13 protein-coding genes are annotated in these 16,432 nt (G+C 50.0%); 12 read left to right on the plus strand and 1 reads right to left on the minus strand.

Annotation, left to right across the window (positions count from 1 at the left end; all coding sequences use genetic code 11):
• Positions 1-65 precede the first annotated feature (65 nt).
• The 3 genes from V8F51_RS04435 to V8F51_RS04445 are packed head-to-tail and all read left to right on the plus strand — an operon-like array spanning position 66 to position 2,750.
• Positions 66-2,087, plus strand: a complete 2,022-nt coding sequence (locus V8F51_RS04435; RefSeq protein ID WP_337098829.1) for a hypothetical protein — start codon at positions 66-68, stop codon at positions 2,085-2,087.
• A complete protein-coding gene (locus tag V8F51_RS04440) occupies positions 2,084-2,395 on the plus strand; it encodes an EscU/YscU/HrcU family type III secretion system export apparatus switch protein (RefSeq protein ID WP_337098830.1) in 312 nt (103 codons plus the stop codon). Before V8F51_RS04435 ends, V8F51_RS04440 begins: the two co-directional genes overlap by 4 nt.
• Complete coding sequence (locus V8F51_RS04445) at positions 2,382-2,750, plus strand: YraN family protein (protein WP_337098831.1); 369 nt, start codon at positions 2,382-2,384, stop codon at positions 2,748-2,750. Before V8F51_RS04440 ends, V8F51_RS04445 begins: the two co-directional genes overlap by 14 nt.
• A 395-nt stretch (positions 2,751-3,145) precedes the next feature.
• Here the strand turns inward: V8F51_RS04445 and V8F51_RS04450 are convergent, their stop codons facing one another.
• The gene (locus V8F51_RS04450; RefSeq protein ID WP_337098908.1) at positions 3,146-4,720 is read right to left on the minus strand and encodes a YifB family Mg chelatase-like AAA ATPase; all 1,575 of its coding nucleotides are present in this window, start codon (positions 4,718-4,720) and stop codon (positions 3,146-3,148) included.
• A gap of 327 nt (positions 4,721-5,047) precedes the next feature.
• Here V8F51_RS04450 and sucC point away from each other — a divergent pair, with 327 nt between their 5' ends.
• The 9 genes from sucC to flgB all read left to right on the plus strand — a co-directional run bounded on the left by sucC (position 5,048) and on the right by flgB (position 16,432).
• Complete coding sequence (gene sucC, locus V8F51_RS04455; protein ID WP_337098832.1) at positions 5,048-6,208, plus strand: ADP-forming succinate--CoA ligase subunit beta; 1,161 nt, start codon at positions 5,048-5,050, stop codon at positions 6,206-6,208.
• A gap of 57 nt (positions 6,209-6,265) precedes the next feature.
• The gene (gene sucD / locus V8F51_RS04460) at positions 6,266-7,207 is read left to right on the plus strand and encodes a succinate--CoA ligase subunit alpha (RefSeq protein ID WP_337098833.1); all 942 of its coding nucleotides are present in this window, start codon (positions 6,266-6,268) and stop codon (positions 7,205-7,207) included.
• A 182-nt stretch (positions 7,208-7,389) separates the two neighbouring features.
• The gene (gene dprA, locus V8F51_RS04465; protein ID WP_337098834.1) at positions 7,390-8,526 is read left to right on the plus strand and encodes a DNA-processing protein DprA; all 1,137 of its coding nucleotides are present in this window, start codon (positions 7,390-7,392) and stop codon (positions 8,524-8,526) included.
• A gap of 28 nt (positions 8,527-8,554) precedes the next feature.
• The gene (gene topA / locus V8F51_RS04470) at positions 8,555-10,660 is read left to right on the plus strand and encodes a type I DNA topoisomerase (protein WP_337098835.1); all 2,106 of its coding nucleotides are present in this window, start codon (positions 8,555-8,557) and stop codon (positions 10,658-10,660) included.
• A gap of 851 nt (positions 10,661-11,511) precedes the next feature.
• A complete protein-coding gene (trmFO, locus tag V8F51_RS04475; protein ID WP_337098836.1) occupies positions 11,512-12,831 on the plus strand; it encodes an FADH(2)-oxidizing methylenetetrahydrofolate--tRNA-(uracil(54)-C(5))-methyltransferase TrmFO in 1,320 nt (439 codons plus the stop codon).
• Between the two features lie 147 nt (positions 12,832-12,978).
• Positions 12,979-13,524 carry an ATP-dependent protease subunit HslV gene (gene hslV / locus V8F51_RS04480; protein ID WP_337098837.1) on the plus strand — a complete coding sequence of 182 codons (546 nt, stop codon included), beginning with the start codon at positions 12,979-12,981 and terminating at the stop codon, positions 13,522-13,524.
• 73 nt (positions 13,525-13,597) lie between these two features.
• The gene (gene hslU / locus V8F51_RS04485) at positions 13,598-15,001 is read left to right on the plus strand and encodes an ATP-dependent protease ATPase subunit HslU (RefSeq protein WP_337098838.1); all 1,404 of its coding nucleotides are present in this window, start codon (positions 13,598-13,600) and stop codon (positions 14,999-15,001) included.
• Positions 15,002-15,028: 27 nt separating this feature from the next.
• Positions 15,029-15,799 carry a GTP-sensing pleiotropic transcriptional regulator CodY gene (gene codY, locus V8F51_RS04490; protein ID WP_337098839.1) on the plus strand — a complete coding sequence of 257 codons (771 nt, stop codon included), beginning with the start codon at positions 15,029-15,031 and terminating at the stop codon, positions 15,797-15,799.
• 216 nt (positions 15,800-16,015) lie between these two features.
• Positions 16,016-16,432, plus strand: coding sequence for a flagellar basal body rod protein FlgB (gene flgB, locus V8F51_RS04495; RefSeq protein WP_337098840.1), 417 nt, complete (start codon positions 16,016-16,018; stop codon positions 16,430-16,432).

Here is a 16,432-nt window from a genome sequence, read left to right on the forward strand (position 1 = left end):
ACATGTGTGTTGCGAACGAAAAGATCGTAAGTCGTAAAGAGAATGCAGGGGAGGCGGATGCACAGATGAACATCGGCCAGATGATGAGAAACTATCTGGGGGAAGCCGCCGGCAATGATACGCGGGCGCTGGAGCTTAAGACAGGCCAAACGGTTCGCGGCGTCGTATTGCAAGTTATGGAGAATAACGAAGCGCTTGTACAAATAAACGGCGTTCAAGTACGCGCTAAGTTAGAAATTCCGCTGCAACAGGGGCAGACGGCATTGATGCAAGTTCAGCCGCAATCCTCTGGCGCGCTTATTGTGCTCAAGCAGGTAGAGCCAAGCTCACTTGGCATGCCGGATGAGAATTTCAAGGAATGGGCAAAGGCTTTGGGATTGCCGGAGACGAAATGGGCGCTGGCGCTTATTAAGGATCTTCGCCGGGAAGGTCTAGTGCTGACGAAAGAAGTGTCGCAAGCATTTCAGCAGGCTGCTGCAGCAATGCCGGAGGGCGGCGATATTGAGCAGTGGATGAATGCAGCTGCCGGAGCGCATAAGCGCGGCCTGCCGATGACGGGAGCCGTTGTAGCGTCGTTACAGCAGGTCATGTTCGGGCAGGATGCGCATCAGTTGCTGGATACGCTCCAGAAGCAGCTTGCAACGATGACGCAAACGTTGCAAGGGCAGGAAGGAGAGGCAACTGCTGAAGCGAAGACGCTGCCGCCAGCAGCAGCGCGCGTAGCTGCGCTGTTGGCTGAAGGAGCGGAGTTGTTGCGGGGCGCGATTGACGGCACTGCGACTGCCGACAGCGAGCCTCAAGCTGGCGCTGCGGGAGCGAAGGCGGCTATGTCTTCGTTATCTTTAGCTGGCAAGCCAGATGGGCTTGCGCAACCGGCAACAACGGCAGCGGGAACGGTATCTGAAACGGGAAACGTGGCGGGTGCGGCGGCTGTTCAAGGCGAGGGAGCAGACGAGGCTGGAAGCGGGCAGGCTGAAAGTCGCCAAGCAGCTACCGCTGGTAGCAAAGGCTCGCAGAATTGGATCGGCCAAATGATGAAATGGCTTGGAGTCGATCATGAGCTTCAGCTCGCCAAGGCTACGACTGCGCCTGATGCTGCCGCAGCTCGTGCGGCTGCAACATCTCAGCCAGTCGAGGAGCAGTCGCAAGCTGCGGTTGGAGCAAGCGTTAGTGAGAGTGCTGGCGAGGGCGAGTCAGAAACGACTGCTCGTCCTGTGGCCACGGGTTCTAGAGGGATTGAAGCAGAGCGCGGTAATAGCAGCGGCTTAGTAAAACTGCAGTTGCCGGAGAATGAGCCAGAAAACAGTGGACAGGTTCGAGTCAATCAAAGCGCTGCGGAAGAGCAGCAGGCGAAGCCGACGGCCGCGGAAACACGGCCTGCAGGAATGGAACGTACAGCTGGTCCATTACAGCAAGCAAACGCTCTTGGTCTGGATACTTCGAAACCGGATATTCAGCTTCAATCGCAACAAGCGCAGCCGGCTCAGCAAACTCAAAGCGCGCAGCATGAATCACTAAAGAGCGCGCTGCTCTCTCTTATCTCAGATAGTGACACGCCGCCAGCAATCAAAGAGACGGCTCAGCAGCTTGTGTCCCAGATTACAGGGCAGCAACTGCTGCTGACACCGGAGCGCAACAGCTCCATTCTTACTCATGTCACGATGTTTATTCCGCTGAACGGTCAAGACGGCAATCAGACCGCTTCAGTTCATATTCAGACCCGCCGCGGGCGCAAAGGCGAGCTCGATGCTGCCAATTGCCGGTTATTATTCAATTTGTCGATGAACAATCTTGGCGATACTTTGGTTGACGTGAATGTAGTGGACAAGATCGTCAGTCTGAATTTGTGGAACGATCACCCTGCTATTGGAGCGCTTGCGGAAGCTTCGCGCATAGAAGTGGCGGAACGACTGCAGGAGACCGGCTACCAACTGCTGTCGCTTCGTACAACGCCGTTGCCTAAGCCGGGAGCGGAGACTGAACAGAAGCAGGAACAGGGCGCTGAGAAGGCGAAGAAGCCGCTGACGCCGCCTGATCTGTCGCAGTTCTCGCAGGCGAGGTACAAAGGAGTCGATTTCAAAATATGACCGGAGATCAGCAAGGCAACCGTTCATCGGTTCCCTCCCGCAAGGCGGTAGCTCTAAAGTATGAGCCAGGCGAACGAAATGCTCCTGTAATGATTGCCAAGGGCAAGGGGCATATTGCGGATCAGATATTGGAGAAGGCGAAGGAGAACGGTATCCCTATTCAAGAGGATGCTTCGCTGGTAGAGGTGCTCTCTAAGTTGGATGTCGATCAAGAAATACCGGCCGAGCTGTACACGCTCGTCGCTGAAATATTAAGCTTTGTTTATCGCTCGGATCGCAAAGCGAGGGATTGGAATGACGCTAAGTAGACTGCAGCTTGGAAAGCTAGGCGAGGATGCTGCTTGCAGCCTGCTTGAAGCAGCAGGCTATCGAATTATCGAGCGCAACTGGCGCTGCCGCATCGGCGAGATCGATACGATTGCAGACCATGAAGGCAGAACGGTGTTCGTAGAGGTGCGTACGAGAAGGTCGGGAGCTGGCCGCTTCGGTACGGCCGCAGAATCGGTCGATATTCGCAAGCAAATGAAGGTCAGATCGACAGCTCTCATTTATATGCGGAGCGCAGGCTTGCTGGACAGTCCAGTTCGCTTCGATGTCATTGCCGTAGCGGTTAATAGCGACGGCAGCATCGCAGAGCGCAAGCATATTGAAGGTGCATTCTGATAAATGCGTCGGAGAAGGTTGTCCAAGGAGTAATCGCACACTTTGGTGAATCTCAACAGAAAGAAAAGACTCGCAACCATAAGGCTGCGAGTCTTTTCTTTCTTATCGGTCATTTCATCATGGATAATGTGTATGATCAAACGTTTTGCCTGTATTTCATACAGTTTAATTGGGCTAAATCCCCTGTTAAGCGACGCTTGAGTGGAAAAAATACAGTCAAAACCGGCATTTTAGCCTTCAACTGCCTTCCTCCGTCCATTTGCCTGCACAAAATCCAATCAAACTCTACTGACGCCACGTTCTTAGCCTTTTGATTGTACAAAATCCATTCAAAATAGCGACTTTATGCGGTCGATACCAAAATCTTGTCAAGTGTAAGCAGTTACTTGCTGCTGCTAAACCGTATCCAATCTCCGATATTGAATGGCTTCGGCGACATGTTCCGCCTCGACTTCCTCGCTGCCCTCCACGTCAGCGATTGTACGCGCCAGCTTAAGAAGCCGGTCATAGGCCCTCATGCTGATACCGAACAGCTGGAAGGCGTGGTCGAGCAGTGCTAATGCCGCTGGCTTAAGCAAGGCATGCTTGCGAAGCGCAGAGCTCGTCAGCTCGCTGTTCCACACGGTCCCAAGTGAGCGTGTGCGTTGTTGTTGGCGCACCCTGGCTTCCTGAACGATTCGCCGCATATCGGCTGATGTTAAGCCCAACTCAGCTCCTTTTCCTTGTTCCATAATGATAGGCCTAGGCACTTCAAGCTGCAGATCGATACGGTCAAGGAGCGGTCCGGATAACTTGGAGCGGTAGCGGCTAATCGCCGTCGAATTGCATATGCAGCGTTTCTCGCCATATTCATGACCATAATAGCCGCAAGGGCAAGGGTTGAAGGAGGCGGCTAGCATGAGATTGGCGGGAAACTGGAAAACGGCTTTCGATCTTGCGATCGTGACGACCCGATCTTCTAGAGGCTGCCTCATCATCTCAAGCACCTGCCGCGGAAATTCAGGCAATTCATCTAAGAATAAGACACCGCGATGGGCTAATGTAATTTCCCCGGGCTTCGGAATGGAGCCGCCGCCAATTAGACCGCCGGAAGAAATCGTATGATGCGGAGCTCTGAATGGCGGACGCGTAATTAAGCCCTGAGGTGCCTCGGACAGCTTGCCGGCTACGCTGTATATCTTCGTTACCTCGAGCGCTTCTTGCTCGCTCAGCGGCGGCAATATGCCGGGCAAACGACGGATCATCATTGTTTTGCCCGTTCCCGGCGGTCCGCTTAGCAAAATATTGTGTTTTCCGGCGGCTGCGATTAGCATAGCCCGCTTGGCTTGATGCTGACCGATAACGTCACTAAAGTCGAAAGCATCATCTTCATCCGTTAGAGCAGCTGCATGGCCTGCCTTGCCGCGAGTGCCTGAATTCTTGGCCGATGGGTCGAACCGCAGACGATTCCAATCCTGTTCGCCGCTCGCCTTCTCACCCAGCAATTGCTTGAGATGCGTGAGGGCGAACAGTTCCATATCGGATATATATGCCGCTTCGGCAGCGTTGGCTAAGGGAAGCACTATTCGTGTAATGCCGCTGCTTTTTGCCTGTTCGATCATTGCAAGCACTCCTGATACGGGCTTGACGCCTCCATTAAGTGATAGCTCGCCGATGAGAAGCGTACGCTCGAACGGTTGGGCGCCAATCTGCGCGCTGGCCGTTAATATGCCCACTGCGATCGCAAGATCGAACGCGGTGCCTTCCTTACGAAGATCAGCTGGCGCTAAATTTACCGTTATGCGATCCATTGGAAAGCTGAAGCCGCTGTTCTTAATCGCAGCCCGAACACGTTCCACTGATTCGCGAACAGCGGGGTCGGGCAGTCCGACTACATTGACCTGGGGCAAGCCGCTCGATATGTCGACTTCAACCGAAATGCTTCTGCCGTCAACTCCGTAAACGCTTGCGCTTTGTACCAAACTGAACATAAAAAATAGCACCTCCAAGTATTGAATGAAGGTGCTTCCTAACCATTCCGTTTCCATTTTTTAGATTATGGAACTATCATAGTTCATGCCTTTCCTTACTGTCAATCCTATAACATTTGCCGCGTAATAAATGAGGTTTAAGGTTATACTATTTGGCGTAGTTTGCCTGGCTCCTGCGGTTTAATCTCAAAAAGAGATTAAACCCATATCAAAAAAGCCGTATTAATTATGCGTGAAAATAAGGTAACAAGCATGGAAAGGTGCTACAATAATAAAGGTTTGTGTACATATGACTGATTTCAGTCTGTGAAATGGAGGATTTCAACAATGAATATCCATGAGTATCAAGGGAAAGCGGTCCTTAAACAGTATGGTGTAGTCGTACCTGAGGGTAAAGTTGCCTTCACGGTTGATGAAGCTGTAGAAGCGGCCAAAGAGCTCGGAACTTCCGTAGTTGTCGTGAAAGCACAAATTCATGCTGGCGGACGCGGTAAAGCGGGCGGCGTTAAAGTAGCAAAAAACTTGGATGAAGTGCGTGCATACGCTAGCGAAATTCTTGGCAAAGTGCTCGTAACGCATCAAACTGGCCCTGAGGGGAAAGAAGTCAAACGTCTGCTCATCGAGCAAGGCTGCGACATTAAGAAAGAATATTATATCGGCGCCGTTCTTGACCGTGGTACAGGCCGCGTCGTTATAATGGCTTCGGAAGAAGGCGGCACGGAGATCGAAGAAGTTGCCGAGCATTCTCCGGAGAAAATTTTCAAAGAGGTTGTCGATCCGGCTGTTGGCCTACAGGCATTCCAAGCGCGCAAGCTGGCATATGCAATCAATATTCCAGGCGAATTGGTTAATAAAGCAGTTAAGTTCATGATCTCTCTTTACACAGCATTCGTTGAGAAAGACGCTTCCATCGCGGAGATCAACCCTCTTGTTGTTACTGGCGACGGACAAGTTATCGCCCTTGACGCGAAGCTTAACTTCGATTCCAACGCGCTGTATCGCCACAAAGACATCGTAGCGCTTCGCGACCTCGAAGAAGAAGATGCGAAGGAAATCGAAGCATCCAAATACGATCTGAGCTACATCGCCCTAGACGGCAACATCGGCTGCTTGGTTAACGGCGCAGGCCTTGCAATGGCAACGATGGATATTATCAAATACTTCGGCGGCGACCCGGCCAACTTCCTCGACGTAGGGGGCGGTGCGACAGCGGAGAAAGTTACCGAAGCTTTCAAAATTATTTTGTCCGACGAAAAAGTAAAAGGGATCTTCGTTAACATTTTCGGCGGCATTATGCGTTGCGACGTTATTGCTAACGGCGTTGTCGAAGCGGCTAAACAAGTTGGTCTTGATAAACCGCTCGTCGTTCGTCTGGAAGGTACAAACGTAGACCTCGGAAAAGCTATTTTGAAACAATCGGGATTGAACATTGTCGCTGCTGACTCCATGTCTGACGGCGCTCAAAAAATTGTCGCTCTCGTGAAATAAATAGCTTGACTTGCGGCATGCCCGCATACGAATTCATTCAGGGGATGTGAGTTAAGAGTGAGCATTTTGGTCAATAAAGACACAAAAGTCATTACTCAAGGTATTACAGGCGCAACCGGCTTATTCCATGCAAAAGGCGCTTTAGAATACGGTACGCAAATGGTTGGCGGCGTGACTCCGGGCAAAGGCGGCACGAACGTTGACATCACGCTTGACAACGGAAGTGTTGTATCGCTTCCGGTATTCAACACGGTTGCTCAAGCTGTCAAAGCTACCGGCGCTAATGCTTCGGTTATCTATGTGCCGCCAGCATTCGCTGCTGATGCAATCATGGAAGCTGTAGACGCTGAGCTTGACCTTGTCATCTGTATTACAGAAGGCATTCCGGTACTTGATATGGTTAAAGTAAAACGTTATATGGACGGCAGCAAAACGGTTCTTATCGGACCGAACTGCCCAGGCGTTATTACACCAGGCGAATGCAAAATCGGTATTATGCCAGGTTACATCCATACAAAAGGCCACGTAGGCGTCATTTCCCGTTCGGGTACGCTGACGTACGAAGCGGTTCACCAGCTTACAACTCGCGGTATCGGTCAATCGTCCGCAGTTGGTATTGGCGGCGACCCTGTTAAAGGATCCGAGTTCATCGACATCCTTAACCGTTTCAATGAAGACCCTGACACTTATGCGGTTATCATGATCGGCGAGATCGGCGGTACAGCAGAGGAAGAAGCTGCTGAGTGGATCAAAGCGAACATGAAGAAACCGGTAGTCGGCTTCATCGGCGGCGCAACAGCGCCTCCGGGCAAACGTATGGGCCATGCAGGCGCTATCATTTCCGGCGGCAAAGGTACTGCAGCAGAGAAGATCGCTACGCTTGAAGCATGCGGCATCAAAGTTGCTCCGACACCTACGGACATGGGCTCCACGCTCGTAAGCGTACTGAAAGAGCAAGGCTTGCTTGAGAAATGCACGACTCACCAAGTACAAATCTAATACGCAACATATGAAGGTAAGCAACCTTTCGACGACCCGTTAACGGGAGTTGGAGGGTTGCTTTTTTTTGTTCATTTTCATTTGGATTTTCAAAATTTAAACGGTCGACTTGCATTCTTTATCCATGTAACGCACAATAGATAAGAATGTATGCCGTCCGGATCTATGAGAGGGATGGGCGTATGAACAGCAATAATGAACTGAAAAGAAGCATGGTTGTCGCATTCTATGAAATACCGGGCATTGGCTGGCATTCCATTATGAAGGCACTTGAACATCAATTATGGCTGAAGCCAATATGGACATTTGAGCTGTTGACCGGCATTGGTCTGAAGAAGGATCAGGCACAATCGGTTATGAACCGGTTCGCTGCGGGGAGATGGGATCTCGCTGACAAGTCGGCTCCAGCTGCCGAAAGAGCAGGGGCGGTTACGTTAACGCCGTTCGATAAGGAATATCCATATCGTTTAAGACAGATCGATCAGCCCCCTTGGGTGCTGTACGCGAAAGGTAATATCGAACTACTGCACGCGCCAAGCGTTGCTATTGTCGGTACGAGAGTGCCAACCGCCTATGGCAGACATAGTGCAAGAGAACTGTCGAAGGAGCTCTCCGATATCGGTCTAACCATTGTTAGCGGACTTGCCAAAGGAATCGATAGCGTTGCGCATGAAGCGGCGCTAGACGGTACTGGCGGAACGATAGCGGTGTTGCCAACGCCGATTGATACATGTTATCCTTCGGAAAATGCTTCATTATTTCGTGCTATAGCTGAGAAAGGCTTACTCTTATCCGAGACGCCGATTGGCACGAAGCTACATCCGGGACAATTTCCCCAGCGCAATCGGATCATTGCCGGATTATCGGTCGGCACGGTTGTTGTGGAGGGAGCCAAACGAAGCGGGTCGCTCATAACGGCGCAATACGCGCTCGACATGTCGAGAGAACTGTTCGCCATCCCGGGACAAATCTCTTCTCCAAAGAGTGATGGTCCTAACGAACTTATCAAGAAAGGCACAGCTAAACTCATCTCTTGCGCAAATGATATTATTGAAGAGCTGAGGTGGCTGCCAGCCGCTATCGATAAGCGGTTCAAAAGCAAGACGGCTGCCGGGAATAATGTAAGCGAAGATTCTGCCTTAAGTCTTACAGAAGAAGAACGGCAAATCGTCCGTTTTTTGCAAGATCAGCCATTGTCCATTAATGAATTACACGAGCTGTCCGCCATTCCGTTTGGACATTTGAACGCACTTCTGATAAATTTATGTATAAAACGGAAAATCGAGCTTCAGCCCGGATCCATATATATCGCATTGTAACTAGCAGTAGAGAGAGGAGGCACCTCGCATGGCAGATTCATTAGTTATCGTCGAATCACCGGCCAAAGCCAAAACGATAGGCAAATATTTAGGCAGCAAATATATCGTTAAAGCATCGATGGGTCACATTCGCGATTTGCCTAAAAGTCAGATCGGCGTAGAGGTAGAGAACGATTTTAATCCCAAATACATAACCATTCGCGGCAAGGGAAGCGTGCTCAAGGAATTGAAGGACGCCAGTAAAAAAGTAAAACAAGTTTTTCTGGCGGCTGACCCGGATCGCGAAGGCGAGGCGATTGCGTGGCATTTGGCACACTACTTGGAGCTTGACGAAACAGACACTTGCCGTGTCGTATTTAATGAAATAACGAAGCAAGCCGTGAAGGATGCGTTTAAGACGCCGCGGAAGATCAATATGGATTTGGTTAACGCGCAGCAAGCTAGACGAATACTAGACCGGCTTGTAGGTTATAAGATTAGCCCGCTTCTATGGAAGAAAGTAAAAAAGGGTCTGTCTGCCGGACGCGTACAATCTGTTGCGGTTAAGCTTATTATCGATCGCGACAATGAGATCGACGCTTTCGTGCCTGAGGAATATTGGTCCATTACCGCTAAGTTGACCCATTCCGGTATCCCGTTCGACGCCAAATATTATTCGGTGAACGGGGAGAAGAAGGAACTAGGCAAGGAAGCCGATGTGCAAGAAGTGCTGAGCGCTATGAAAGGCGAGAAGTTCAGCGTCTCCGATGTCAGAGAGAAGGAACGACTCCGTAATCCGGCTCCGCCGTTCATTACGAGCTCCTTGCAGCAGGAGGCGGCCAGAAAGCTTGGTTTCCGCGCTTCCAAGACGATGTCGGTTGCTCAACAGCTTTATGAAGGTGTAGAGCTTGGCAAGGAAGGTACAGTCGGTTTAATCACTTATATGAGAACGGACTCGACTCGTATCTCACCGGTTGCACAAGAGGAAGCGAAGGAGTACATTACGACGAAGTACGGTCCGGCGTTTGCTCCAGAACAGCCTCGCGTCTATACGAAGAAGAACAGCAACGCACAGGATGCGCATGAAGCGATTCGTCCGACATCCGTGCTCCGTGACCCGGAATCGGTTAAGTCATTCACGAGCCGCGATCAGTTCCGTCTGTATAAGCTCGTATGGGAGCGTTTCGTATCCAGTCAAATGTCTTCTGCTATCCTTGATACGATGACCGTTGATATGCAAGCTGGCAGCACCGTCTTCCGTGCGGTCGGTTCGAAAGTGAAGTTCGCGGGTTTCATGAAGGTGTATGTCGAAGGCAACGATGACGGCACCGTCGAAGAGCATAAGTTTCTGCCTCCGATTGTAACGGGTGACGTGATTGCAGCCGAGACGATTGACCCGAAACAGCATTTCACCCAGCCCCCGCCGCGATATTCGGAGGCGCGGCTCGTTCGAACGCTTGAGGAGCTCGGCATAGGGCGCCCAAGTACGTACGCGCCGACATTGGAGACGATTCAGAAGCGCGGTTATGTGGCGATGGAAGAGAAGAAGTTCATGCCGACAGAGCTAGGCGATCTCGTTATCCAACTGATGGAGGAGTTCTTCCCCGAAATTCTTGACGCTGAGTTTACCGCCAACATGGAAGGAAACCTTGACCATGTGGAGGAAGGCACAGAAGATTGGGTGAAGGTGCTCGCAAAGTTCTACGAATCTTTCGAGAAACGTCTCGAGGTTGCAGAGGACGAAATGAAGGAAATCGAAATTCAGGATGAGGTTTCCGACGAGCTGTGCGAGAAGTGCGGCAGGCATTTGGTATACAAAATGGGCCGCTTCGGCAAGTTCCTAGCATGCTCGGGATTTCCTGATTGCCGCAACACGAAGCCGATCGTCAAGGATATTGGCGTACCTTGTCCGAAATGCGGCGACGGAAAGATTATCGAGCGGCGCAGCAAGAAAGGCCGTATCTTCTATGGATGCGATCAATACCCAGGCTGCGATTATGTGTCATGGGATAAGCCGACTACGAAACCTTGTCCGAATTGCGAAAGCATGTTGGTCGAGAAGCGCAACCGGAGCGGAGTTAAGCTGAATTGTCCGACCTGCGACTATTCGGAAGAAGTGCCGGATGAAGAGGATAACGAGGAAATAGTGGATTAAAGCTAGCTTGTTAATGAAATGAACAAACAGCCATTGCGAGTGGCACACCGTCCTCCCTTACTAGGGAGGACACCGTCGTTATAAGGGCTATTCATTCCATTTTTTAACACCCGATGCTCAAACGTATCAAGCCCTCCCTGCAAAGGGGAGGGTTTGACCGTCCATGGACGGTCAGCGTGAAGATGCAGGAAAAATTATGAGCTGAAGATGGAGCGAAATTAACTGGAGTTTCTCCTGTTAAAGTCTCTCCATTGTCGATTGAACCAACATTAACGGGAAAACTCCCGTTAATATTGTTTACTATCAGCATCCTGCTCATTTCTCTTCGAAATAGTTGGAGAAATTTCAGTTATTTCGCGAAAATCGGTTTACACTCGCAAATTAACAGGACAAATTCCAGTTAATGGCGTGCTCAACGTTTGTGCTGAATCACTTGCGATGCATCGGGTACAAAAGAATCGTTTGGATGCGAGCGATTGGATTGTTACTATAGCTGACTCAACCTTAGTCCGAATATTCGATCAATAATCTGTATCAGCGCTCGAAGGACAAAATAAACTCAAAACACAAATATGAAACGCCATCGTTACTGTTGCACGAAACCAGGTAACTAAACACCGCCCAAAGTTAAAGAGTGTCCTGAAGGACACCAGCGATCCTAGCACAGTGTGAACTCGCGAGCGTCTCTTTTACTGCATCGTTAGTCAGGCGGTGTCCAGAGGGTGCAACCCTATGGGGCCCTCCCTTGGAAGGGAGGGTTTGGGTGGGTTCGAAAAGCCTTTAAAGGTTTGGTTAGAAGCCTTTGAAGGTTTGGTAGTAAATATACTCGAAAGGATTGACCTAAATTGTCATTGTCACAACCACAAACCGTAACCGTCATCGGAGCAGGCTTAGCCGGAAGCGAGGCTGCATGGCAGATCGCATCGCAAGGAGTGCCCGTGATTTTATATGAAATGCGTCCGGTTAGGCAAACGCCGGCACATCATACGAACCAATTCGCAGAGCTTGTCTGCAGCAATAGCTTGCGAGCGAATGGTCTCACAAACGCCGTAGGCGTATTGAAGGAAGAGATGCGTCAGCTTAACTCGCTTATCATGAGCTGCGCGGATCAGCATGCCGTGCCTGCTGGCGGGGCGCTCGCCGTCGACCGAGACGGATTCTCCGGTGAAGTAACGAGCAGGCTTCGCGAGCATCCCCTTATCGAGGTGCGCAACGAAGAAGTAACTGAGATTCCTAAGGACGGTATCGTCGTCATTGCAACAGGCCCGCTAACGGCGCCTGGCTTGTCGGCTCAAATTCAAGAGTTGCTTGGCGAGGAATATTTCTACTTCTATGATGCGGCTGCGCCGATAATCGAGAAAGACTCTATCGATATGAACAAAGTGTATTTGGCATCCCGTTATGATAAAGGCGAAGCAGCTTACCTCAACTGTCCGATGACCGAAGAGGAATTCGAAATTTTTCACGAAGCGCTTACGACTGCCGAGACCGCAGAGATAAAGGAATTCGAGAAAGAGGTTTATTTCGAAGGCTGTATGCCAATCGAAGTTATGGCGAGTCGGGGCAAGCAAACGGTGCTCTTCGGGCCGATGAAGCCTGTCGGTCTTGTTAACCCGCATACAGGCAAGCTTCCGCATGCGGTTATTCAACTGCGCCAAGATAACGCTGCCGGAACACTCTACAATCTAGTAGGCTTCCAAACCCATTTGAAATGGGGCGAACAGAAGCGTGTATTTTCACTCATTCCAGGATTAGAAAATGCCGAGTTCGTCCGTTTCGGGGTCATGCACCGCAATACATTCATTAACTCGCCGCGTCTGCTTAAGCCGACTTATCAGCTTAACACGCGTGAGAATCTGTTCTTTGCCGGCCAAATGACCGGGGTAGAGGGTTATGTGGAGTCAGCTGCTTCAGGCCTTATAGCGGGTATTAACGCCGCTAGAGTCGCTCAAGATCAGGAGCCGATCGTATTGCCAGAGCAAACGACGCTGGGCAGTATGGCGAAATATATTACGACCGCCGATTTCAAACATTTCCAGCCGATGAATGCGAATTTCGGGCTGTTTCCGCCGTTAGAAACGAGAATTCGCAGCAAAAAAGAGAAAAACGAAGCGATCGCGAGTAGAGCACTGGAAGGTATTGAACAATTTAAACGGGAACATTTGCAATAAAATTTCGTAGGAAAGCATAGCAAGGTCTACTCGAGGCGGCGTTTGTATAAGATTTCATCATATAAGCGCTTAACTTTGGAAGAAAGACAACTGCTGCTCAAGTAGGAGTATATCGTGCTTGAGTCATACCATAGAGGAGGCAAAGCAATGGAAATGCAATTTCACGCGACGACGATTTGCGCAGTCAGACATAATGGTAAGGGCGCAATTGCCGGCGACGGGCAAGTCACGTTCGGCAATAGCATGGTGATGAAGAACACAGCCAAAAAAGTAAGACGACTCTATCGCGGACAAGTCATATCTGGTTTTGCAGGATCGGTTGCCGATGCCATTACTCTATTCGAGAAATTCGAAGGCAAGCTTGAGGAACATCATGGCAATTTGCAGCGATCTGCCGTGGAGCTGGCTAAGGATTGGAGATCGGATCGCGTGCTCCGCAAGCTGGAGGCGATGATGCTTGTAATGGATAAGAGCGGTTTGCTACTCATCTCTGGAAATGGTGAAATCATTGAGCCGGATGATGGTCTGCTAGCGATTGGTTCAGGCGGAACTTATGCGCTGTCGGCAGCTCGTGCGTTAACTCGTTATTCATCCGATATGGAAGCGAAGGATATTGCTCGCGCATCCTTGCAAATTGCTGCCGAGATCTGTGTCTATACGAACAATAATATTATCGTTGAAGAAATCGAATAATCAATTAGGCCTAAAGAACTATCAGCTTAGCGTGTAATGATCGGATGGAATCTATTATCGGAGGGATTATAGTATGAAAAATGATGCCTTAACGCCGCGCCAAATTGTTGCAGAGCTGGATAAATATATTGTCGGTCAAAAGTCAGCGAAACGGTCGGTTGCGATCGCGCTCCGCAATCGTTATCGCAGAAGCATGCTGGATGAATCGCTGCGCGATGAGATCGTTCCGAAAAACATTTTGATGATCGGTCCTACTGGTGTCGGCAAGACGGAAATTGCCCGCCGTTTGGCTAAGCTGGTGAAAGCTCCCTTCGTCAAGCTCGAAGCGACGAAGTTCACGGAAGTGGGTTACGTTGGCCGTGATGTCGAGTCGATGGTTCGCGATCTCGTTGAGACATCGATTCGTATCGTGAAGGCTGAGCGTACGGAGCGTGTGCAGGAGCGGGCCGAGAAGCTTGCTAACGAGCGTATTGTATCGCTGCTTGCGCCTTCTGCTGCCAAAGCGAAGTCAGCCAAAAATCCTTTTGAAATGCTGTTCGGCAACAATCAGCAGCAGGCGAAAGAGGAAGTCGAAGAGCCGGACGTTGACTTTAACGTTCAGCAAAGACGCAGTCAGGTGAAGGAACAGCTAGCAGCAGGCAAGCTCGAGAACGAAACGATCGAGATCGAGGTTGAAGACTCCACGCCAAATATGTTGGATATGCTGTCTGGTCAAGGACCTGAAGGCATGGGCATGAATATGCAGGAGCTGTTCGGTCAGTTCATGCCTAAGAAGCATAAGAAGCGTAAGCTGTCGGTCAAGGAAGCCCGCAAGGTTCTTACCCAGGAAGAAGCCAATAAGCTTATTGATATGGATGATGTCATCTCGGAGTCGGTCCTTCGCGCAGAGCAATCCGGCATTATCTTCATTGATGAGATCGACAAGATCGCCAGTCCATCGCGCGGCAACGGCCCCGACGTATCCAGAGAAGGCGTTCAACGGGACATTTTACCTATCGTTGAAGGTTCTACCGTCATGACCAAATATGGTCCTGTGAAGACGGATTACGTGCTGTTCATCGCTGCCGGAGCTTTCCATATGGCGAAGCCTTCCGATCTAATACCCGAGCTTCAAGGACGGTTCCCGATTCGGGTGGAATTAACGAGCCTAAGCTTGGATGATTTCGTAAGCATTTTGACGGAGCCTAAGAACGCATTGACGAAGCAGTACACGGCTCTTTTGGAGACTGAGGGCATTAAAGTGGAGTTTTCGAACGAAGCGATTCGTGAACTCGCGTCAATAGCTGCAGACGTCAATCGCAATACTGAAAATATCGGTGCGCGCCGATTGCACACGATTCTTGAGAAGCTTCTGGAGGACTTATCGTTCGAAGCGCCTGAGCTAACGCTTGCGACAATGACGATTACACCGGAATATGTGAAGGAAAAGCTGGGAAGCATTGCGCAAAATCGCGATTTGAGTCAATATATATTGTAGTTGTTAAGAGTTTTGGGAGGCAGTGTAATGACATTACTTACAAAGACAAGAACCTTGAACCGTTTGCTGCAGCGCGCTGCGGGCAAGGCGCTTAACTTTAGAGAAATGGCCGAGGTGCTGTGCACGACGATTCAGACAAATGTATTCGTTGTGAGCCGCAAAGGGAAAATTCTCGGCAGCGCGGCGGTTGATGTGTATGATCACGATTTCCTGCGTTCCTTGTCGTCTGATGAGCTTAGGTTTCCGCAGGAAGCTAACGTCAGGTTCCTCGATATGCAGGAATCCATGACGAACGTGAAGCCGGATGAAGGCGTTTATGAGACGTTTCCTCGGCTTGGCGACCAAGAAATTATGACCGTAGTTCCCATTATCGGAGGCGGAGATCGTCTCGGAACGCTTGTGCTGACTCGTCAGTCGGGCACGTTCGACGATGATGATCTTGTGCTTGCCGAATACGGATCGACGATCGTCGGTATGGAAATATTGCGTGAGCGTGCGGATGAGATTGAACAAGAGGTTCGCAGTCGGGCTGCTGTATCCGTGGCAGTCGGTTCGTTGTCCTTCAGCGAGCTAGAGGCCGTTGAACATATCTTTGAAGAGCTGGATGGCAAGGAAGGACTGCTCGTAGCGTCCAAAATTGCCGATCGTGCCGGCATCACGCGTTCGGTAATCGTCAATGCGCTTCGCAAGCTTGAGAGTGCTGGCGTCATTGAAACAAGATCGCTAGGCATGAAAGGGACCTACATCAAAATATTAAACCATCAGCTTTTACAAGAACTTCAAAAGATGAAAAATTAGAAATGGGACGTTTAGACCATTTCAGCCCTATCTGAATTCAAAGATAGGGCTTTTTTCTTATTGTAATAAATTAGGGAATTGTTGAAGATTATGAAGTCGGCAAATATCGACACACTCGTCTCATTTTTTTCATTTTTATGTGTCGAACTTAGCAGGAATGAAGATTATTCTGTTGAATACCTAAGAGAAGATCATCAATGAAAGTGGTGAAACTGCATGAATTTGTTGAATGGCGCTTCATTCCAAAGAATGGAGGGAGCCGTACAGGCGGCTGAGCTCAGGCATCGCGTCATTTCAAACAATGTGGCCAACGCTGAAACGCCGCATTTCAAGAGGACAGAGGTACTTTTTGAAGAACTGCTCGAGAAATCGATGGGGGGCAATAGTCTCAATCGTTTTGCAGGCAGAACGACCGATTCCAGGCATATCCCGATTGGTATCGGGGGTTCTAACGTGCCAACTGCTAAAGTGGTAACCGATGAAACAACTTCTATGACGAACAGTGAAAACAATGTCGACATTGAACGCGAAATGTCGTTATTGGCGAAAAACCAATTGAGTTACAATTTTTATATCCAACAAATTAACCATGATGTCTCCATGATGCGAACCGCGATAGAAGGGAGAGCGTAA

It is taken from the genome of Paenibacillus sp. YIM B09110 (assembly GCF_037167145.1).
Taxonomy (GTDB): domain Bacteria; phylum Bacillota; class Bacilli; order Paenibacillales; family Paenibacillaceae; genus Pristimantibacillus.

Bases quoted from the DNA above. Each gene is read 5' to 3' on its own strand.
- V8F51_RS04440 (WP_337098830.1), top strand. From the start codon at position 2,084: ATGACCGGAGATCAGCAAGGCAACCGTTCATCGGTTCCCTCCCGCAAG.
- dprA (WP_337098834.1), top strand. From the start codon at position 7,390: ATGAACAGCAATAATGAACTGAAAAGAAGCATGGTTGTCGCATTCTAT.
- V8F51_RS04450 (WP_337098908.1), bottom strand. From the start codon at position 4,720: ATGTTCAGTTTGGTACAAAGCGCAAGCGTTTACGGAGTTGACGGCAGA.
- topA (WP_337098835.1), top strand. From the start codon at position 8,555: ATGGCAGATTCATTAGTTATCGTCGAATCACCGGCCAAAGCCAAAACG.
- hslU (WP_337098838.1), top strand. From the start codon at position 13,598: ATGAAAAATGATGCCTTAACGCCGCGCCAAATTGTTGCAGAGCTGGAT.
- V8F51_RS04445 (WP_337098831.1), top strand. From the start codon at position 2,382: ATGACGCTAAGTAGACTGCAGCTTGGAAAGCTAGGCGAGGATGCTGCT.
- hslV (WP_337098837.1), top strand. From the start codon at position 12,979: ATGGAAATGCAATTTCACGCGACGACGATTTGCGCAGTCAGACATAAT.
- sucC (WP_337098832.1), top strand. From the start codon at position 5,048: ATGAATATCCATGAGTATCAAGGGAAAGCGGTCCTTAAACAGTATGGT.
- codY (WP_337098839.1), top strand. From the start codon at position 15,029: ATGACATTACTTACAAAGACAAGAACCTTGAACCGTTTGCTGCAGCGC.
- flgB (WP_337098840.1), top strand. From the start codon at position 16,016: ATGAATTTGTTGAATGGCGCTTCATTCCAAAGAATGGAGGGAGCCGTA.
- V8F51_RS04435 (WP_337098829.1), top strand. From the start codon at position 66: ATGAACATCGGCCAGATGATGAGAAACTATCTGGGGGAAGCCGCCGGC.